Consider the following 19,146-nt stretch of genomic DNA (forward strand, 5'->3'; position numbering starts at 1 on the left):
ACCTTATTGAATGACCGCGATCAGCGGTGCCGCTAGAAGCGGAGAAAGCGAGACGAGGTCGCGGAACAGACGCCGCTGCGGAGAATCACCCACTACGATCATGTCGTTGGCGTAGACAGGCGGATCGTCATATTCCCCGCGACGTATCGCCGCGACGTTGTAAAGCCCCGCCATGCGTTGATTGCCCACGGTTCGGAGGATAACAACTTCTTCCTGCCGCGCGAATTCCGACAGCCCCTTGGCGGAGGCAATGACCCGCATCAACGTCATCTGGTTGGTGACGGGGTACAGGCCGGGTTCAACCACCTGTCCCTCGATGGTTACGACCTGGCTGACCGAATTTTTGATGTTAATGGTAACTTCGGGGTTGCGGACGTAGCGCGCGCGCAACGCCGTCTCGATCGTGCTAGCAAGTTCCTGCGCCGTCTTGCCGCGCGCGTCAAGCGTGCCCGCCAGCGGCATTGCGATCCGCCCGCTGGAGTCCACCTGCATCTCACGGCTGAGGTCTGGGATGTTGAACACATCAACCTGGATCGTGTCCAGCGGACCGATGAGCGCCGGGCGGTCGGCCGCGGTCAGGTCGGTCCGGCTCGGCGGAGGCAACATCCCCGCACTGTCGACAACGGTCAGCCGCTGGGTGGATTGGAGAGGCTGATGACCGGCACACCCTGCAAGGGCGCTCGCCATCAGAAGAGCGATACAGAGCTTACGCATGCGCTGGGATCATCCGCGGTGGATAGAGTAGAAGTCGGGAGCCTATAGTTGCTGGATATCCTCGGGTAAAGCAGAGGAACCCCGCCGATGATGGGCACCCCGCGGCAGACATCGCGCAGATTGCTGTCACGCTGTGACCGTGGCAAGGCGGCCCAATATCGCCCCGCAAACCTCCATAGGCAGAGCAGCTCCAGATATGCTCAACACCAAATTCAGTCCGTGGCCGAGCTTCAGCGAGGAAGAGCAGGTCGCCGTTGCCAAAACCTTGCGATCGAACCGCGTCAATTACTGGACAGGGGGTGAGGGCCGTGCGTTCGAAGAGGAGTTCGCGCAGTGGACCGAGACTTCCCATGCGGTGGCGGTCGCCAACGGCACGCTCGCGCTCGACCTTGCGCTGAAAGCATTGGGCATCGGTTCGGGGGACGAGGTGATCGTCACGCCGCGCACCTTCATCGCATCGATTTCCACCGTGGTTACCGCTGGCGCCACCCCAGTCTTCGCCGATGTCGACCGCGACAGCGGCAATATCTCGCCCGCCACCATCGCCCCCAAGATCACGGAGCGCACCCGGGCCATCATTCCGGTGCACTTGGCCGGCTGGCCCGCCGACATGGACGGCATACTCGCACTCGCGCAGCCGCACGGCATCCGGGTCGTGGAGGATTGCGCCCAAGCGCACGGCGCGAAAATCGGCGATCGCATGGTCGGTTCAATCGGCGACATCGGAGCATGGTCCTTCTGCCAGGACAAGATCATGTCGACCGGCGGCGAGGGGGGCATGGTAACCACCAACGATGCCGGCCTCTGGTCAGCCATGTGGTCGTTCAAGGACCATGGGAAGAGCTGGGAAGCGGTGTACGAGCGTGCACATCCCCCGGGCTTTCGCTGGGTTCACGAACAGTTCGGGACCAATTGGCGCATGTTGGAGATGCAAGCTGCGATCGGGCGGATCCAGCTGCGGCGCATGGTGGACTGGACGGCGCGACGAACCGCGATAGCACGGCAGCTGCACGGCGTCCTTGCCGCGTTCCCACACAGCGTGCGCGCACCACTGCCCAGCGAAGGCATGACCCACGCCTTCTACCGCCTCTATGCCTATGTTTGTCCCGAAGGGCTGAAGTCTGATTGGGACCGCGACCGCATTGTCGCCGAGATTACTGCGCTCGACGTGCCGGTGTACCAAGGCAGCTGTTCCGAGGTGTATCTTGAAAAGGCGTTCGACAACACGCCGTGGCGCCCTGAAGCGCGACTGCCGGTCGCGCGCGAGCTGGGCGAGACCAGCCTGATGTTTCTCACCCACCCCACGATCACCGACGCGGAAGTCGCCAAGATGTGCGACGCGGTGGGTGCCGTGCTGAAGCAAGCAACGGCCTAAGATCGGCCCATCTGCCCCCCCCCCGAACAGGCAGCGGACCGGGAGTCAGTCGCGCCGCAGCGGTCGCGCGGGATTGCCGATCCATGTTTCACCGGCCGGAACGTCCTTGGTCACGACCGCGCCCATGCCAATCACCGCCCCGCGTCCAATCCGCAACGGCTTGTCAGGCGTCCCCTGCTTCAGGATCGCGCCCGTCCCGATATAGGCATGATCGTCAATATGTACGTTGCCGTTGCACTTGGCGCCGGGTGCGAACGTGACGAAGTCGCCGATCACACAATCATGTGCGACATAGGCGTATAAGTTAGCGTGGAACTGGCGGCCGACACGAATGTCTGACGTCAGGTGTACGAAACCACACAGGATCGCGCCCTCGCCGATCTCGACATTGTCTAGAACAATGACGTTGCTTCCTTTTACTCCAATGATCGCGACACCCGCCGCGAGGCAGCGCGCTTCCAGTTTTTCGCGGATCGTCGAATTAGCGATGGCGAGAATACAGGATTTCTGCGGCTCGGGTCGCGCTACAAAGGCATCGAACGTCAGGATGTTCTGCCCATTCGCCATTTCGTCGTCGATATAGACGAAGCTGACCCCCTCGCCGGCATATTGCTGTCGCATAAGCGGCATGATTTCCCGACCGAAACCGCTGGCCCCATAAATGGCGATGCAATGCATGGTCGTTCCTTCCAGACTATTCGCCTTTGGTGCCGGTGAATCGCGACATCGTCGCCTCGCCTTCCGCGCTGATGCCTTCGCGGGCAAGCACCTTTCGCACGGTCAGCCACAAGATCTTCAAGTCCAACCAGAGGCTGCGATTATCGACATACCAGACGTCGAGCGCAAACTTCTCCTCCCAGTTCAACGCATTGCGTCCATTCACCTGAGCCCATCCCGTAATACCGGGGGGCACGTCGTGCCGTCGGGCCTGTTCGGGGGAATATAGCGGGAGATAGGACACCAGCAGCGGGCGGGGGCCAACCAGTCGGATGTCACCGCGCACCAGGTTCCAGAAGGAGGGCAGCTCGTCGAGGCTGAGCGAACGCAGAACCTTACCGACCCGGGTCAGGCGCTGCGCGTCTGGCAACGAGACGCCATCGGCGTCGCGTGCATTGGTCATCGTGCGGAATTTGAGCAGTTCGAATACTTTGCCGTGCAACCCTGGCCTGGGTTGTCGAAAAAATATCGGACGCCCCAAATCGAAATATACTAGAACCATCAGCAGCAGCAGGATCGGCGCGACGATCGGTAGAACGAGCGCGACCAGAACAATCTCGAGGGCACGCGGCATCGGAAATCATCCGTTCAAGAAGGATCAGGCGGCGTTGCTAGAGCGGCGGGCTTGAGAGCCGTTATATTCCGGCACTAGCATGCTCAAGATCACCAGCGACGCTTCGCGATCACCTTGGGATAGCACATCCTGTAGATCGTGCAGATAGTTGTTGAGGATCGGCCAGTCGATATGCGCCTCGCGCGCCTGCATGATACGGGAATGGTCGGTAGGACGCGGCGAATTGCCGATCAGCAACTCTTCGTACAGCTTCTCTCCCTTACGCAGCCCAATCTCGCAAATCTCTATATCGCCATCAGGATTGGCCGCGTCGCGAACGCTGAGCCCCGAAAGATTGATCATCGTACGTGCCAGGTCGTAGATTCGGATCGGTTGGCCCATGTCGAGGACATAGACCTCCCCCCCTTCGGCCATGGCCCCGGCTTGGATGACAAGTTGTGCGGCCTCGGGAATCGTCATGAAATAGCGCGTCACATCCCGGTGCGTCAGCGTGACCGGGCCGCCCTGACGGATTTGGCGCTGGAACCGGGGAACGACCGACCCGCTGGAGCCCAGCACGTTGCCGAACCGCACTATCGCGAACAACGTCCCGCTTCCGCGCCCGTTCAGCGCCTGGAGGATTAGTTCGCAGACACGCTTGCTGGCCCCCATCACGTTAGTTGGCCGTACGGCCTTATCGGTACTGACCAAGATAAAGTTCTGCACACCGACACGGTCCGCGTGCAGCGCGCATTGCAGCGTTCCGAGGATGTTGTTGCGCATGCCCGCGATCACATTCTCCTCAACCAGCGGAACATGCTTGTAGGCCGCGGCATGGAACACCGTCGCGGGCTTCCAGCGATCGAACAGGCGGCGTGCAGTGTCATGGTCGGCGATGCTGCCCAGTTCGGCGTGGATCGCGACGGACCCACTGAGCATCCCCTGCTTCTCGGCCTCGCGCAGTTCCCCCTCGATCAGATAGAGCGCGTGTTCCGTCATTTCGACGAGGATAATGTCGGTCGGCTCAAGCTGGCTGATCTGCCGGCAGAGTTCGCTGCCGATTGATCCGCCCGCACCGGTCACCATCACCGAACGGCCGGTGACGGTCTTGTGCAGCAGATGCTGGTTCGGCGGCACGGGGTCGCGACCCAGTAGGTCAGTGATCTCGATCTCACGCAGATCGCCTACCGAAATCGAACCGTCCAGCAGATTGCTGATAGCTGGCAGCGTAAGTACGCGGACGCTGATGTCCTCGAATTTGCGCACCAGCTTCTCCCGCTCCTGGCGCGAGATGCGAGGAATGGCCAGTAGAACCATGTCGATCTCATGCCGGTCGATCAGTTCGGCGACATTGTCCGCCTTGTACACGCGCGCCCCGTCCAGGTGCTTGCCGGCCATGCGCGCGTCGTCGTCAAGATAGCCGCACAGCAACATGTTACCTTCGTACCGCAGCGACAACGCGAGCTGTCGCCCCGATGATCCCGCGCCGTAGATAAAGACCCGCTGGCGCTGCCCAAAGAAACTTTTCTGATTGAGAAGGTCGAAAAACACGTAGCGCGCGACGAGCCTGCTCATGATCAAAAGGACTGAAAAAACCAGCGGTTGAATGACGGCGACCGTACGCGGCACGCTGGGAACGAAGTTTGCGAGCGATACTAGCGCCAGGACCACGCCGATCATCATGCACGAGGTCACGATGTTCACCATCGTGCGCGCTCCCATGAACCGCACGACCGATCGGTAGATGCCAGATAGCGTGAAAATCGTCAGCCACGCCGCCAAACTTACCGCGATGACGGCAAGCACGGCTCGACTGGACAAGACCCATTCGCCCAATCGCAGCGAAAAGGCAATCCAGACTGCAATCACGCAAAGCAACGCGTCGTTGGCCATGACAAGAAAAAGCTTGACTGTCCGGCCAACACCTACAAGATAACGCAGGACAGCGAAGATAGTGGGCTCGATAATATTCCACATGCTGCTCACGAAACTGCTTTTCGTCCTACGATATTTGCCAGTAGTTTTTAATTACTGTCGAAATTGGAATACGCCGTCCTTCTACAGCATGACGTTGCCATTTACAAATCGTTGTCTAAGCAGAATCGCTTATCGTATGCTCAATCGAGCAGGACCAACGTTGACGGTACAGTTATGAAGCCCTTCGGGCTGTTGACCATCATGCCGAAAGATCGGCAGTAATGTCGGATTTGCACCTGTCCCGCCGTGCCGCGCTGACGTTGCCGTTCGCGCTAGCGGGAAGCAGTCTGATGTTCACCCGTGCCTGTGCCGCATCGCCTTCCACGATGCTGATCCCGGAGGACTTCGGAGCGATTGGCCATGCCACGCGCGCGCAGGCGGCGCAGGGTCGCGATGCGACGGAGGCGTTGCAGCGCATGGCGATCGAAGCGGCACGGCGTGGGGTGGCGTGCGGCGGAACGCAGGGACGGTGGTATGTTGCGGGAACGATCGACTGGCCCTCGGGATCGCACGTCATCGGACTGAACATCCTGACCACTCCCGGTGCAACCGACGCCACACCATACACCATCGCCTCAACACACGAACCCAAACGCGACCTTACCTTCACCGATTGCATGGTGGACGGCAACCGCCGCAACCAAGATTTGCTGCGGACCTCCGGCGGCGATGGCCGCCGCTTTGGGTGGCTGCTCAGCGGCTATCGCCCCGGTGCCGTCAAAGGCGTCAGTCTAACACGGTGCCGGGCATGGAACTGTGCGACCGACGGGTTCGCCACCTGGTGCAACGGCGTAGAGCAGCCCCCCGGCGCCGGCTACTTTTTCGGCGACATCCAGCTCGTCGACTGCGATTTCCAGTGGAACGGTCGGCACGGAGGCTCGCTGATGGGAGTCGATGGGTTCCGGATGCAGGGCGGGTACCTGAAGAACAATGGTAAGGATCTTGCCGCCTCGGGCGCCCTGCCGGCTTCTAATGGCACTCGCGCCCGTGCGCTGGCGGCGGGGGGGGGCACGCGCCGCTATGGCCGGCCCTGGGATTGCGAGAGTTCGCTGCCGGGGGAAGGCTTTCGCAACATCACCTTCGCCGACGTCGACATGCGCGACAATGTTGGTGGACTACTGTTCCATCATTATTTTTATCAAGACGGCCGGATCGCGAGCAACCTGCGGGTTGAACAATGCCTGCTATCCGATCCGGAAGGGCAGACTACCGGCGATGGTTCACTTCTATTCTACGCGGTCGATGCTCGGACCGGCCACCCTTTCCAGGACCGGACCGTGGCGTTCGACGGCATCGAGGCGATTGACAACCAGTATGACCGCCACGGCATCGCGGTCTACTCCGCCGATCATGTCGTCATCCTTGGCGGACGCGCGACCATGACTGGTCCGGGATACTGGGGACATTATGCCACGATTAGCCAAGGCGGCGACAACCTGCGGATCAATGTCCCCAGCAACCGTGATCGCATCTGGCGGGTCAAGGGCGATCGTCAGGGGCTGGTTGATGGACGCTTAAGCAGCGGCAGGATTGAGGCCAGTTCCGCCTCGTAAACCGGAAAGCCGCCGCCCCTCGCGAAGGGCCGCCCCTCGCGCGTCCGGGAACAGGCCAGCGCACGGTTCAGCCCGTCGGCGATTGCGTCCTCGCTCTGCGACACGGTGAAGATACCGTCCTCACCCTGCGGTAAGCTGGGATGGCGGAAGGTCACGAAGGGGATACCGAGCAGGATGTATTCGTAATATTTGGTTGGTTCAGCATATTTGGTGTTCAGGCGGTTCATTCGGCCCGCGATGTCCCGGTACGGGTACAGGCATACGAGCGCGGCAGCCTCGGCCCACAGCCGCTGCAACAGGACCGGGCGCGGCATGGGACCTGTAATGGTCAGCCGCTTATCTGGTGGCAACGGTATCGCGCGCAGCATGTCTAGATAGGCCGCTTCCTCGTGGTTGCCGATCAGTTCAAGTTCGCGTGCCTCCGACTGCGCGAAGCCGCGTACTAGCAGGTCGAGCCCCTGATAATGCGCGATTAGCCCACCATACATGATCCGGTGCGGGTTCGGCGCACGCGGAACACCGTGCAACGCCGATATCTGGCCCGCAGTCTTGCGATCGGGCACGTTGCGGATGACGGCGTCGGGTCGACGCGCGATCACAGCGCGCAGGCGAGCACGATGGCCGTTGACCTCGACGACATGATCCACGGCGCGTAGCAGCCGATTGGCGACGGCCTCCATCCGGCCGTCTCCGTCCAGTTCATACGCGAAGACGATCGTCCTGCCCCGGCGCAGTGACCAAAAGGGCCATGAAAAGAGGGCGGAGCGCGTTCCCACCATCAATATCGCATCGGACCGGTCGCGCGCGCGCAACACGCCCCACCAGAAGACAAGCGCGCGCTTCAGCCCGCTCCTCGCCGGCGAGCGGATCGACCGGACCTCAATACCATCCTCGTCGACGAACCGCTTGTCCACCTCGCCGACGTACAGGACCCGCACGTCGTGCCCTTGCGCGCGTAGGAAACGTGCCAGCGAGAACGCGACGCCGTAGACGCGCTCGAGATTGGCGTAGGACCAGATGCTTATCTTCATGACGTTCCCCCGCCGCCGACAATGGAGGTCAGTCGCCTGAGCCTGGCAAAAGTCGCAAGCGAAACAAAGAGTAGGAAGGCGGAATAGGCGGACAATCGCGCCTCGGCGAAACCGTCGGTAGACCGCTGCACGAGCAGCAGCGACACGGTGAGAAACACGACGCACCAGAAGATGTTGCCGAATGCGGAGAACTTGAAATGACCAAGCCCGGTCAGCACTGTCCCGAATGGAAACGCCAGCGCGCTGAACCAGCCCGCGCACAGCAGCACGACGAACGGATATTCGGCTCCGGTAAGGTGATAGGCTGACAGGAGAGACGATCGCGCGATCATCAGGGCGAGCGCGGGCACCAGCGTCAGCGCGAAATTAAGCCCGACGATCCGCCATGCCTGCCGACGGAAGCCGATGAGGTCGCCGGTCTCAACCCTGTGCATCAGACGCGGCAGGATGACCTGGTTCACGATGGCGGGAACGAACAGCAGCAGGCTGAGCCATTGCTGCGCGACCGTGATGACCGATGTGTTGATCGGCGTGCGCGCCGCAGTGAAAATATAGGTCAGGACGATCAGGTTGGTCGGCTCCACCACCGACGAACCAATGAGCGAAGGCGGGATCCGCCCGAGCATGACGCGCCACTGCGTGAAACGCGCCTTCGCGTCTCGGTCTCTCGCGACGGTTTGCCAGAACAGCAGGGCTGCCGAAATGGCGCCAACCAATAGCGTGCCGCCTGCCACGCAAACTGCCGCCGTCGCAGGGTCGACCGCGAGCACGACCGCGACCATCTGTCCCGCGCCGAGCAGAAGGCTGCTCAGCATCGCCTGCCAGTAGGCGCGCTCCGCGATCAGCCCCGCAAGCGTCACCGCCTGGATGCAAAAACCCGATGCCATCACCGCCAGCAGGATGGCGAAGCACGCAGGGTTTAGTCCCGGCGCGGTTATCCCGGCCGACAGCCATACGACGGCGGCGACGACGATCACCGTTAGAATCGCCGCCGTCACCAGAAATAGGATTGGCCAGATGCCGCGTTCGGCGCGCGCTCGCGCACCCGCGACGGCACCGGTCAGCGGCAGCGAGAAGCCCGGTGCGATCGCGAGCCCGAGGATGCTGCTCCACAGGATCACCGCCGACACCGTCACAAGACCGCCCGGCCCGAACCGGTGCGCCACCAGAAGCAGCGCACCGATCTGCAGGGCCCGGTTACCCCCCGCCCCAACGACGGACAACATGGTGCCTTGAATCAACGAACCGGGGGCCACCACCTCGGCCAGAAGGCGCGGTAAACCCATTTTTCCGCCATCGAGGGACGAGACGGATGTCACCCCCACAGGATCCATCGCATCACCCCGCCATGATCCGTTCGACGATCCGGCGGGCAGCGTGCCCATCGCCATAGGGGCTGCCACCCTTTATCATGTCGGCATACGCTACCGGATCGTCCAGCAGTCGCCGAGCCTCGGTCAGCAGGCGATCCGCCGACGGCCCGACCAGGCGCGCACTGCCCGCGTCGACGGCCTCAGGCCGCTCGGTTGAATCGCGCGTCACCAGCACCGGCTTATCGAGCGCGGGAGCCTCTTCCTGGATGCCCCCGGAATCGGTGATGACGATATAGGCGTGCTTCAGGAGATAGACGAAAGACAGATATTCGAGTGGTGGAATGAGATGCACGTTGAGGGCATTCCCCAGCATCTCGTGCACGACCTCCTGGACAGAGGGGTTGAGGTGCACCGGGTAGACAATGTCGACGTCGCCACGTTCCGCCAGCGCCTTAATCGCGATACAGATCTGGCGCAGGCCTTCTCCGAAATTCTCGCGGCGGTGGCCGGTGACGAGAATCAGGCGGCGTTCGTCGCTCAGGAATGACATACCCCGCCCCGCACGTTCACGCAGCGTTGGTTCCTGGTCGAGCCGATCTACGATGCTGTACAACGCGTCGATCACGGTATTGCCGGTGACAACGATCCGGTCGGGATGGACGTTCTCGGCCAGCAGATTGGCCTGAGACCGCGCGGTCGGCGGAAAATGAAGGCTGGTGATCGGAGTTAGCAGCCGGCGGTTCATCTCCTCAGGCCAAGGCGACATAATATTGCCGGTCCGCAACCCCGCCTCGACATGCGCAACATTAATCTTGCGGTGGAATGCCGCCAGCCCTGCGGCGAACGCGGATGTGGTGTCGCCCTGCACAATAACCCAATCCGGATTGGTTTCTGCCAGCACGTTGTCGACAGTCTGCAATACATTCGCCGAAAGTTCGGAAAGTTTCTGCCGGGGGCGCATGACGTTGAGATCAAATGCAGGTTTGATCCTGAACAAACCCAGCACTTGATCGAGCATCTCACGGTGTTGGCCTGTGACGCAGGTAATATGTTCGACACTTGGTTCTAATTCGAACGCACGTATGACGGGTGCCAGCTTTATTGCTTCCGGCCGCGTTCCAAAAATGCTCATCACTTTCATCGAACACTCCTTCTTCGCGAGCCGCGTTAGCGAATGATGCCCGGCATACAAGAGGCGGCAGTGGCAAGATCTCGTTCTTGGGAAGGCGTCCTATCCGGCCGGGACGCCACGACATGGAACAAGCGCAGGGCGTCCTTGCCGCGAGCGTTGGGTTTACGATAGGTGGCGCCATGTCTCCGCAACCTGCCAACCCTGCTGCTCTCGCTCCGACAGCACGGTCGAACGCCAGCGAGACCGCACAGCGTGTCTGCATCGTCGTCGCCATGGTAGCGGCACTGGTCCTGCAATCGACCACTACCGTGTTCTGGGGTGCCTATCTCGGGCTAATCGCCACGTTCCTACTTGTCTTCGTGCTGGCGTGGACGGCGTCGCAGAGCCCGCGCTACTTCATAGTCTATGCAGCGATTCCGATCGTAGTGTGCTGCGCGATCCTGTGCTGGTGCATCATCACCCCCCTACCCGGCAGAGAAATAGAGGGGCTGCCGGTCACCGATCGGCTCAACTATTACATGCTGTATTATTCGCCGCAGCTATCTTCCTATACGGATTATGAGAAAGGGTTCTTGACCCTGATCGCATTGTGCCGGCCTTTAATTGATTTCTCGACCTTTCTAGTCCTGTGCGTTACGATCACGCTGCTCGGCTATCTTCGCGTACTTTCGGTGATGAAGCGTGAGGCGTACTTTCCGTTCCTGCTGTGCTGCGGACTTGGATATTTCTCCTTCTGGAGCGGGGTGCTCAACATCACGCGGCAGTTTTTGGCCGGCGGACTGGTGCTGGTCGGTATCAGCCTGCTGCTCGCCAATTCCCGTTCGCCCGGCCGTGCGCACCTGATCTGCGCGCTGATCGGCGCGGTTGCCATGTCGATCCACTCCTCGGCGGCGATTGTATTCCTCTTTCAGCTGCTGACGCTGGTCCGCCAGCGGGACCGGCTGATCGCGACGATATGGATCGTCAACCTGACGCTGTTCGCAGCCAATTTCTTCGGCCTCAATCCGCTGCGCCCTTTGACGTCGCGCATCTCGGGGTTTCGGCGATACGATATCGAGGAAGCGTCTGCCGCCGATCTCGTCAACATCATGAACACGGGCGTCGGCACGGGCAACCGCCTGGATTGGGCCGTGTTCCTGCTGCTTCCAATCCTGTTATATTACGGCTTCCGCCTGCTGCGGAACCGTTCGGACGTGCCGCAGGACGATCTCGGTGCCTTCGCTCTGTTCTATACGACGCTGACCATCCCGTTCTATGCGATGAGCTATCTGATCTATGCTGATCGTCTAGCCTATTACGCGTATCTGACGGTGCTGCTGTTTCTACTAGTTGTTGCGTCAGCCCCGGCGATGAAGGCGTATCGGAGCGCAATCGTCGCAGGGATGGCGGGCATCGCCATCTCGCAATTCGCTCTGGGGTGGTACGGCTATACGCCACTGTTTTGGTCTGGCGGGCTGATCCGCGGGGGCTGAGCGGGGCGGGGCACCCCCAGCTGGGCTCAGCGTTGCGAGAAGCGTTTGCGTGCCGCTGCCTTGAGATTGCGCGGCACTAACGCCGCCGCCATGCTGCGCACGACCCCCTTGTACGATGCGGGTCGGCGATAAGAGAAATACCGCAGCACGATCCGCGCAGTAGTTCGCGCGGGCCGGTTCGACGATGCCAGAATCGATCCGCCGTGCACGCGATATTCGACCAGCGGCTGTGTTACACTGGCCACGATACTGTTGCGGACGATGCGTTGCAGGAACTCATAATCCTCGGCGCCGACATAGCGTTCGTCATAGCAGCCAATCGTCGCGAACACCGACGTCCGCAGGAACCATGTCGAATGGACGAAAATATTGCGAACGGCGAGCGCTCCGACCAGATCGTCGGGAAGGTCGCCCGACGCATCCCATAGTCGTTTGCCGTCACCATCGATCACACGAACGCCGCTCACCGTTAGGTCAGCCCCCGTAGCGTCGGCCTTGGCGCGTTGCAGCGACAAACGGTCGGGCATACTGAAATCATCCGCATCCTGCCGAGCATAGAATGCATAGCCCTCGTCCAGCGCAAACCGCGCGGCGAAATTCAGAACACTAATCAGGCCGACATTATGTTCCATCCGGCAATGGACGAGATTGTCGACGGCGGGCAGCCCCTCAAGCGGCACACCCCCATCCTCAACGAGCAGGATGTCGTGCGGCTCGGCGTTACGGGCAAGCGCCGCCAGACACGGCTCGATCCAGCGTTGCGCGTTGTAGCATGGCAACACCACAAGGATCCGGGGACGCGCCGCGTCCTTTCGGCGATAGTCACGCACGCGACACGGCACCATTCGGCTACCATGGGTAATCCAATGATTGGCTAAACTCACAGCCGCGTTTCTGGCATCAGGGGGGCGGTCATGACCTGGTAGATCCGTTCGTTGACCTTGATTTGGTCGAAGCGCTCCTCCGCCATCCGGCGGCTTTCGCGCCCCATCGCGGGGATCATCGAGGGATCGACACAGAATTTGCGGATCGCATTTGCGAGGCTGGCGGCATCGCGCGGTTGCGCGAAAAAGCCGTTCACGCCGGACTTCACCGTCTCGCGACACCCTGGAACGTCAGTGGTAACGATCGGGCGTCCCATCGCCATCGCTTCCTGAGTGCTGCGTGGTACACCTTCACGATAGGACGGCAGCACATAGACCGAACAAGCGGCAATCGCCGGGCGGACGTCGGGCATCTCGCCCAGCCATTTGACGCTGCCGTCGGCGGTGAAGGTGCGGATCTCTTCCGCTGATATCCCGCTGGGGTTGGCGTCCATGCCGCCGATGAGGTGAAAGCGAGCCGCTGGAAAGTCCTTGCGCACCATCCGCGCCGCGGCCACGAACTCGCCCACGCCCTTCTCGCGCAGCAGGCGGCCGATCATCAGGAACGATGGCGGGCCATCCCGGAAGGGTGCCACGTCGTAATGCGAAAGATCGACCCCGATACCGCCCAGCAACTGAGCCTTGGCCGGGGACACGATCCCCCTGTCGATGAATTCGGCACGATCATCGGGGTTGAGGAACAGTATCCGGTCCGCACGTCCCAGCGAGATCTTTAGCAAAGTGATGGCCATTCGCCGCGCCAATCGCTTTTTCATTCCGTCGCGGCCGTCGTCAGTGAACAGATAGCCCAGCCCTTCCACCATAGCGATGCGGCGTGGAACACGGGCGATCGCGGCGGCAAGGCCACCATAGATGTTAGGCTTAATGAAATAGGTCAGGCTCACGTCCGGCCGCTCGCGACGCAGCCATGCGGTGAGATCGCGTAGCGTATGAAAATCGGACAGCGGATTCTGGCCGGTACGCTCAATCCGGTAGGTTCCGGGCAGCACCCCCAGAGCGATGAGCTCCCCGTGCTGAACGCTTGAGAATTCTGGCGCCAGCACATGCACTTCGTGTCCGCGCTCGACAAGGAGGCGCAACAGGGGGCCACGAAACCGGATAAGCGAATCCGCGAAGTTGGATATAATCGCAATCTTCACGACGCGCAGACTGCCATGGGTATAAAATCCTTTTATCCGGCGGCGCCTGCCAATCAGTTTCAAAATGATTGGACTTGTCTGGATTGTCGCCCAAGTCGTTGACGGGGCTGCTGGGTAAGAGGATGACCTGCTACCGTCAACTCGCAGGCTCTGGTCGTATCGCGCCAAACAGTCGGTTCCGCCGAACGGGATTATAGCATAAGGGCAATGCCGACATGCTTTCTTCCCTGCATCGCCCGTCCCCGGTTTACAAAACCAGTGTATCGTTCGTCTTAGTTTGCGGGATGCTTGCTGTTCTGTGGATAGCGGGCGGTGCGTCGCGCAGCGACGCGCTGGGGCAGGCGGTCGTGCGAGCGTGGTCATGGATCAGCCTGATCGTCCTGGCGCTGGCGGGCGAGCAGCCGGTGCTGAACCGAGCACGGCCGGTGCTGATCCTGCTGCTCGCCGCAATTGCGCTTCCCCTGCTGCAACTCATTCCTCTACCACCCTTAATCTGGCAGGCCCTGCCCGGTCGCGAACGCTTCGCCGACGTGGCATCCCTTGTTGGTCGGCCGCTGCCGTGGCGACCGCTTGCCATCGTTCCCGGTGCGACAGTCAACGCCTTGTCCTCGCTGGTCGTGCCGCTCACGATGCTGCTTCTTGCCGCCGGCCTGAACTACAAGGAGCGCTTGCGCCTCCCGGGCCTGATGCTAATCCTAGTCATCGTCTCGATGGTGCTAGGGCTTGCCCAGTTCTCGGGAATGAATTTCAATAATCCGTTGATCAACGAAACCGTAGGGCGGGTTAGCGGCAATTTCGCCAACCCCAACCATTTCGCGCTGTTCATGGCGATTGGCTGCCTTCTTGCTCCGGTATGGGCATTAGGCAATGCGCAGCGTGCGAACTGGCGGATCCCCGTTGCCTTGGGACTACTGCTCCTGCTGGCGCTCACGATCCTCGCCAGCGGGTCGCGCGCGGGGATGCTCCTCGGCGGCATAGGGCTGTGCCTAGGGCTGTATCTGCAACAGTCCGCGATCCGGCGGCTGACGCGGGGTTATCCCCGCTGGGCGTTTCCACTCCTGATCGTGACCGTCCTCGGGCTGATCGTGACGTTTGCATTCATCAGCTTCTCGGTCGACCGCGCGCAGTCACTCACCCGGTTGTTCGGGGTGGAAAGCGGTCAGGATATGCGCGTCCGAGGCTTTCCTATCGTGCTCACCATGATCAAGGAATATTTTCCGGTCGGCAGCGGCATGGGGGCGTTCGATCCCCTGTTCCGCCTGCACGAACCGTTCAGCCTGCTGAAGATTCTGTATTTCAACCACGCGCATAACGATTTCATGGAAGTTGTGCTGGATGCCGGCCTTGCCGGCCTCGCGTTGGTGCTAGCCGGATGCGGATGGTGGGTGCTGCGCGGCATCCGCGTGTGGATCACCGAGCGGGATTTGCCGGAAGCGGCCGAGGGTAGGCTGGGGTGGGGGATACTGGCGCTGGTACTGGCAGCCAGCGTGGTTGACTATCCCGCCCGCACGCCGTTGATGATGGCGATGATCGTGTTCGCGGCGATGTTGCTGTCTGGCTCAGCCGTGCGTCGCGAACGCACGCGATAGCCCGTCGTCATCCCCGGCGGGGAAGCGGTGGTCCGTCGATACGGTTGCAATTGTCGCGATGCGCAGGCAGCACGCGCTTGGATGGTCGAGCGCAGGTGCGGCGCGAGATCCTGGTGTCGCCACAGAACACGCGCTCAAAGCCGCAAACGCAGCTCTACGACCGCCGCCGCGACAGTCATGCCTATCATCAAGGATCATCACTGCCGAACAGGCTTGGGCCCGGGGTCGTGCTCTGGCGAAAACCGCTTATGGGCAGGCTATTCTAACCGCGATAGAGCAGCGCGCGAGACCGCGTTTCGCGTGATCGGCAACATGTTGCATGTTTCGACTTGTATGCGGCGAATGCTGGAACATTATTTTGGTCTGATGCGTGCGCAGTCGCGCTGAATTCAATGACCGTGGCGTTTGATCCCACGCCGGCGCAGCTTAGTGCGCCGGTGGCGCTGCCAACCAATGCCTCCGCCCGTAAGGACCAGGATCAGGATCAGGCCGATTAGGCCATAGGCGATCATCTCCCGAGTTGCGGCGTCGTGCAAATGAGCTCCTCCCAGCAGCGGCAGACCCGTAACTGCTTAAGGATCATTATTTCATTTTGCGAGAATCCGTCAACCGCAACGATCCTCGCCAGCGTCTGGGCCGATCAGATAATCTTCGTAGCCCAAATGGAATTCATACTCGAAAGCACGAATGCGACGGCCTAGTGCGGCTTTTCGCCTCGGGGACCGTCTCCCCTCCCTCATAAGTTCGTGCTTTCGAGTAGGAAATATCAGCGGGTCGTGGTCAGGCATGCGCATCCGCTTGGAGATGAGTCCAATGGCTAGTACGTACTCGCCGACCATCGACGACAAGGCGGGCGACAGGGGGGCGTATGAGACAGCTTATCAAGGCCGGCTTGAGAAGAATGGGCCAGGCCACCACTCCGATCAGCCAGACATACGACGCATGCAGAGGGGCCGCATTCCGACGCGGGGGCGTGGACCTGGTGATCGATGTGGGCGCGAACAGCGGACAATACGCGCGGAGCCTGCGGGAGGGCGGCTATGACGGCCCGATATATTCCATAGAGCCTCTTCCCGATGCGTTCGCAACGCTCAGCGAGAGTATGAACCATGATCCACTCTGGAGTGGAATGCAGGCCGCTGCCGGGTCCGCCCCTGGTCGCGCATCGATCAACGTTTCTGCCGACTCCGTGTGCAGCTCGCTGCTTAAGCCGACCGCAAGCCTTATAGATGCTATCCCTACGGCACAGATTGTGAAGCAGATCGAAGTCGAGGTTATCCGACTGGACGCGGTCGACCTTCCTAAAAGCTCGCGCATCGCTCTGAAACTAGATGTTCAGGGCTTTGAGAAGCAGGCGCTGGAAGGCGCTAGCGCGCTTCTCAGTCGCATAGCTTTCTTGGAAATGGAGCTTGCCCTTGAGCCAGGATATGAGGGAGCTTACACGCTCTCCAGCGCCCTTCCTGAGATCGAAGCATTGGGATTCGAGATAGCTTCGGTGGGCCGGGGCTACTCCGATCCTGTCACCGGGCGCTTAATCGACATGGATGTGCTTTTCGAGCATCGTCGTTAATCCCAAACGCTGTTAAACGGAAGCGGATCAAGTTGAGAATGGCGCGGCGTTTGCTAGAACTGTTCCGTTGATGGGTAATTATCGCCACACTGTCGGACGGTTTCAATCAACATTTTGTTAATACCTCAAGGCAAGGTATTCAGCGATGTTAAAACCAATTTATTTTGGCGGCGTCGTGAGCCCCTGCGAAGCTCAATTTGGTATTCACCTCGATGATGCCGAGGGCGTGCTTCATATTATCGTAATTCAGTCCAAGTTCGGAACCAGCCTGTGGAATGACGAACTCGGCCGAAACGACGTCTTAAATACGGTGCTTTCTCAGCATGTGTCTGGGGTACGGATAGAAGATACCCGCTACCATATCATTCTCGAAGTCGAGAATGGTTTTCGTGGTATAGAAATTCCTATCCAAGTGGATAATGCCGATTTCCGGAAGCGCGGCAATCGCGTTCATGTACGTGGCTGGCTCCGCAAGACCTATTCTATTTGGAGCCACAATATCGTTGCGGGCTCGGCCCGCTGCTACGGTAACTTCGCCGAGCGCCGCCACCTGACTGAGGAGGATATCAAGCGCTTCTGCGCGGTTCTGGGATACTATTCACCTAACCGACTGACATCCGTCGTGGCTCACGCCTAACCTTGTTCTTGGTCGTCGCTCCATTGGCCCCGGAGCGATGTTCGAGTGGCTTCCAGGTTGATCTCTCTTCCTCGATACAGCCGATCTATTCCAGCTGACGTACCTTCCGCTTGCGCGGCGTGGGCAACCTGGCTGGCACGTCGTAGCAGCTCGGCAGCCGACGAGGGACCGGCATCAGGCTGGCTCGGCTGAGAGCCCTGAGCCACTTCTCTACCCCGCCTCAGCCGATCAACCGCTTCGCTGCCGGCATCGCTCTCCACCGGCTTCTCATGCTCTTGTCCCATCCAGTGCCGCCACGTCTGGGCCGCTCGCTGCGCCAGCTCATGGGCGAACGCCTTCACCGCCTCTAATCGCTCGGCTGCGAGTGTCCTGACCTCAGCAAGCCAGCCTCCACGGTCGGTGATCGGCTCGTAAGTGAGCCCTGCCGCCTCGGCGGCTGCCCGTGCCTTCTGCTCCATGTACCAGGACGCCCGCAGATAGGGTGACGGCTCGCGATCCATACCGGCCGCCCGCACTTCCAGCGCATCGCGCCGCTCGCCTTCGGGCTCGGCAGACGCATGTGCCTGTGCCTCAGCCCTTTGCGCGGCCAGCGTGCGGTGATCGATCCGCACCTCCTCGCCCGCCTCGGCGAGCTGGGTGTTCGCCTGGTGCGCCCATTGCTCGCGCCAGTGCACCAGCAACTCGTCGCTGTTCCACTCACGCATTTTCGGCCCGAATCCGGTCTCGTTGATAGACCGCATGGTGAGCATCACATGCGCGTGGGGTTGGGCCTGGCCGTCACTGCCGACATGATCGTGCAGCGAAAAATCCGCGACCATCCCCCGCGCCACGAACTCGCTGCGCACGAAGCCGCGCAAGAGAGCGATCTGCCGATCGGCGTTCAGCTCGCGCGGCAAGGCTAGCTGCACCTCGCGGGCGAGCTGGGCGTCCTTGCGACGCTCGCCCGCCTCGACCGCGTTCCACAACGCGGCGCGATCCAGCGACCAATCCGGGGCACCCTCCGGCGCCAAGATTTCACTGTGCTGGATGTCGGACTTGCGCGTGTAGTCATGCACTGCGCCCGTCCGCTCATCCGCCAACTGCGATCCCGATCGATATGCTGCAGCCGCGACCGACGAGCGCCCCTTGGCGCGAGAAATGATCGCGGCCGAGAAGCGGTAGATCGCCATGCTACGAAACGGGCTCCAGCGCCAAGACGCTGGCCGGAGTGTGAGGCAGGAGCCTCATAGCGCGAAAGCGCTTGGGGAGCCGTCGGCGGGGCACGGCCCCTAGAGACCACGCACATTGACGACCGTCAATGTATAAGCGTGCCCTTAGCTCATTCTTCGCTCGGGACCAAAAGCGGCGGTAACGACTTATTAGAGTATCCTTTGTCAGAAGCATCCAAATGGCTCGTGAGGTGGCCCCTCAAATGACCTGACAGGGTCTCGCTCTTAGATAAGAGTGAGGCATATGACTGACGGTACGACTAGGCGTTACAACGATGGCGA

Annotated in this window: 16 protein-coding genes; 6 read left to right on the forward strand and 10 right to left on the reverse strand. The window is 60.9% G+C overall.

Going from position 1 to position 19,146, the window contains the following annotated elements; genetic code table 11:
- Positions 1-3: 3 nt before the first annotated feature.
- Positions 4-687 (reverse strand): polysaccharide biosynthesis/export family protein, encoded by a 684-nt coding sequence (locus tag FHT02_RS19430; RefSeq protein ID WP_246352568.1) that lies wholly within the window; start codon positions 685-687, stop codon positions 4-6.
- A gap of 223 nt (positions 688-910) precedes the next feature.
- Here FHT02_RS19430 and FHT02_RS19435 point away from each other — a divergent pair, with 223 nt between their 5' ends.
- Positions 911-2,089 (forward strand): DegT/DnrJ/EryC1/StrS family aminotransferase, encoded by a 1,179-nt coding sequence (locus FHT02_RS19435; RefSeq protein WP_184091553.1) that lies wholly within the window; start codon positions 911-913, stop codon positions 2,087-2,089.
- 45 nt (positions 2,090-2,134) lie between these two features.
- Here the strand turns inward: FHT02_RS19435 and FHT02_RS19440 are convergent, their stop codons facing one another.
- From FHT02_RS19440 to FHT02_RS19450, 3 genes are read right to left on the reverse strand one after another with little or no spacing between them, the layout of a single operon-like run.
- Complete coding sequence (locus FHT02_RS19440; RefSeq protein WP_184091555.1) at positions 2,135-2,767, reverse strand: acetyltransferase; 633 nt, start codon at positions 2,765-2,767, stop codon at positions 2,135-2,137.
- A gap of 16 nt (positions 2,768-2,783) precedes the next feature.
- Complete coding sequence (locus FHT02_RS19445) at positions 2,784-3,380, reverse strand: sugar transferase (protein ID WP_184091557.1); 597 nt, start codon at positions 3,378-3,380, stop codon at positions 2,784-2,786.
- A gap of 24 nt (positions 3,381-3,404) precedes the next feature.
- Entirely contained in the window at positions 3,405-5,336 is a 1,932-nt protein-coding gene (locus FHT02_RS19450; RefSeq protein ID WP_184091581.1) for a polysaccharide biosynthesis protein, read from the reverse strand.
- 221 nt (positions 5,337-5,557) lie between these two features.
- Here FHT02_RS19450 and FHT02_RS19455 point away from each other — a divergent pair, with 221 nt between their 5' ends.
- The gene (locus FHT02_RS19455; protein WP_184091559.1) at positions 5,558-6,889 is read left to right on the forward strand and encodes a hypothetical protein; all 1,332 of its coding nucleotides are present in this window, start codon (positions 5,558-5,560) and stop codon (positions 6,887-6,889) included.
- Here FHT02_RS19455 and FHT02_RS19460 read toward each other — a convergent pair.
- Genes FHT02_RS19460 through wecB form a run of 3 tightly spaced genes read right to left on the reverse strand, consistent with a single transcriptional unit; the run spans position 6,829 to position 10,374 of the window.
- The gene (locus FHT02_RS19460; protein WP_184091561.1) at positions 6,829-7,920 is read right to left on the reverse strand and encodes a glycosyltransferase; all 1,092 of its coding nucleotides are present in this window, start codon (positions 7,918-7,920) and stop codon (positions 6,829-6,831) included. The two genes, FHT02_RS19455 and FHT02_RS19460, sit on opposite strands and share 61 nt — an antisense overlap.
- Complete coding sequence (locus tag FHT02_RS19465; RefSeq protein WP_221239592.1) at positions 7,917-9,311, reverse strand: lipopolysaccharide biosynthesis protein; 1,395 nt, start codon at positions 9,309-9,311, stop codon at positions 7,917-7,919. The genes FHT02_RS19460 and FHT02_RS19465 overlap by 4 nt, the downstream gene beginning before the upstream one ends.
- The gene (wecB, locus tag FHT02_RS19470; RefSeq protein WP_184091565.1) at positions 9,259-10,374 is read right to left on the reverse strand and encodes a non-hydrolyzing UDP-N-acetylglucosamine 2-epimerase; all 1,116 of its coding nucleotides are present in this window, start codon (positions 10,372-10,374) and stop codon (positions 9,259-9,261) included. The genes FHT02_RS19465 and wecB overlap by 53 nt, the downstream gene beginning before the upstream one ends.
- Before the next feature lie 170 nt (positions 10,375-10,544).
- On the opposite strand from wecB, the gene FHT02_RS19475 reads away from it, so the two are divergent.
- Positions 10,545-11,837 (forward strand): EpsG family protein, encoded by a 1,293-nt coding sequence (locus tag FHT02_RS19475; RefSeq protein WP_184091567.1) that lies wholly within the window; start codon positions 10,545-10,547, stop codon positions 11,835-11,837.
- A 26-nt stretch (positions 11,838-11,863) separates the two neighbouring features.
- Here the strand turns inward: FHT02_RS19475 and FHT02_RS19480 are convergent, their stop codons facing one another.
- The gene (locus FHT02_RS19480; RefSeq protein WP_184091569.1) at positions 11,864-12,667 is read right to left on the reverse strand and encodes a glycosyltransferase; all 804 of its coding nucleotides are present in this window, start codon (positions 12,665-12,667) and stop codon (positions 11,864-11,866) included.
- 50 nt (positions 12,668-12,717) lie between these two features.
- Positions 12,718-14,028, reverse strand: coding sequence for a glycosyltransferase family 4 protein (locus FHT02_RS19485; protein ID WP_246352570.1), 1,311 nt, complete (start codon positions 14,026-14,028; stop codon positions 12,718-12,720).
- A gap of 116 nt (positions 14,029-14,144) precedes the next feature.
- Between FHT02_RS19485 and FHT02_RS19490 the strand changes: the two genes are divergently transcribed.
- From FHT02_RS19490 to FHT02_RS19500, 3 genes are all read left to right on the forward strand, one after another.
- The gene (locus tag FHT02_RS19490; protein WP_221239593.1) at positions 14,145-15,449 is read left to right on the forward strand and encodes an O-antigen ligase family protein; all 1,305 of its coding nucleotides are present in this window, start codon (positions 14,145-14,147) and stop codon (positions 15,447-15,449) included.
- An 868-nt stretch (positions 15,450-16,317) separates the two neighbouring features.
- Positions 16,318-17,019 carry an FkbM family methyltransferase gene (locus FHT02_RS19495; protein WP_221239594.1) on the forward strand — a complete coding sequence of 234 codons (702 nt, stop codon included), beginning with the start codon at positions 16,318-16,320 and terminating at the stop codon, positions 17,017-17,019.
- Positions 17,020-17,164: 145 nt separating this feature from the next.
- Positions 17,165-17,656, forward strand: a complete 492-nt coding sequence (locus FHT02_RS19500) for a hypothetical protein (protein ID WP_184091577.1) — start codon at positions 17,165-17,167, stop codon at positions 17,654-17,656.
- Here FHT02_RS19500 and mobQ read toward each other — a convergent pair.
- Entirely contained in the window at positions 17,653-18,825 is a 1,173-nt protein-coding gene (gene mobQ, locus FHT02_RS19505; RefSeq protein WP_184091579.1) for a MobQ family relaxase, read from the reverse strand. The genes FHT02_RS19500 and mobQ overlap by 4 nt on opposite strands.
- Between the last annotated feature and the right edge of the window lie 321 nt (positions 18,826-19,146).

Origin of the sequence: Sphingomonas xinjiangensis, from assembly GCF_014199255.1 — a bacterium.
Taxonomy (GTDB): domain Bacteria; phylum Pseudomonadota; class Alphaproteobacteria; order Sphingomonadales; family Sphingomonadaceae; genus Sphingomonas; species Sphingomonas xinjiangensis.

Bases quoted from the DNA above. Each gene is read 5' to 3' on its own strand.
- FHT02_RS19430 (WP_246352568.1), bottom strand. From the start codon at position 687: ATGGCGAGCGCCCTTGCAGGGTGTGCCGGTCATCAGCCTCTCCAATCC.
- FHT02_RS19435 (WP_184091553.1), top strand. From the start codon at position 911: ATGCTCAACACCAAATTCAGTCCGTGGCCGAGCTTCAGCGAGGAAGAG.
- FHT02_RS19440 (WP_184091555.1), bottom strand. From the start codon at position 2,767: ATGCATTGCATCGCCATTTATGGGGCCAGCGGTTTCGGTCGGGAAATC.
- FHT02_RS19445 (WP_184091557.1), bottom strand. From the start codon at position 3,380: ATGCCGCGTGCCCTCGAGATTGTTCTGGTCGCGCTCGTTCTACCGATC.
- FHT02_RS19450 (WP_184091581.1), bottom strand. From the start codon at position 5,336: ATGTGGAATATTATCGAGCCCACTATCTTCGCTGTCCTGCGTTATCTT.
- FHT02_RS19455 (WP_184091559.1), top strand. From the start codon at position 5,558: ATGTCGGATTTGCACCTGTCCCGCCGTGCCGCGCTGACGTTGCCGTTC.
- FHT02_RS19460 (WP_184091561.1), bottom strand. From the start codon at position 7,920: ATGAAGATAAGCATCTGGTCCTACGCCAATCTCGAGCGCGTCTACGGC.
- FHT02_RS19465 (WP_221239592.1), bottom strand. From the start codon at position 9,311: ATGGCGATGGGCACGCTGCCCGCCGGATCGTCGAACGGATCATGGCGG.
- wecB (WP_184091565.1), bottom strand. From the start codon at position 10,374: ATGAAAGTGATGAGCATTTTTGGAACGCGGCCGGAAGCAATAAAGCTG.
- FHT02_RS19475 (WP_184091567.1), top strand. From the start codon at position 10,545: ATGTCTCCGCAACCTGCCAACCCTGCTGCTCTCGCTCCGACAGCACGG.
- FHT02_RS19490 (WP_221239593.1), top strand. From the start codon at position 14,145: ATGCTTGCTGTTCTGTGGATAGCGGGCGGTGCGTCGCGCAGCGACGCG.
- FHT02_RS19495 (WP_221239594.1), top strand. From the start codon at position 16,318: ATGAGACAGCTTATCAAGGCCGGCTTGAGAAGAATGGGCCAGGCCACC.
- FHT02_RS19500 (WP_184091577.1), top strand. From the start codon at position 17,165: ATGTTAAAACCAATTTATTTTGGCGGCGTCGTGAGCCCCTGCGAAGCT.
- mobQ (WP_184091579.1), bottom strand. From the start codon at position 18,825: ATGGCGATCTACCGCTTCTCGGCCGCGATCATTTCTCGCGCCAAGGGG.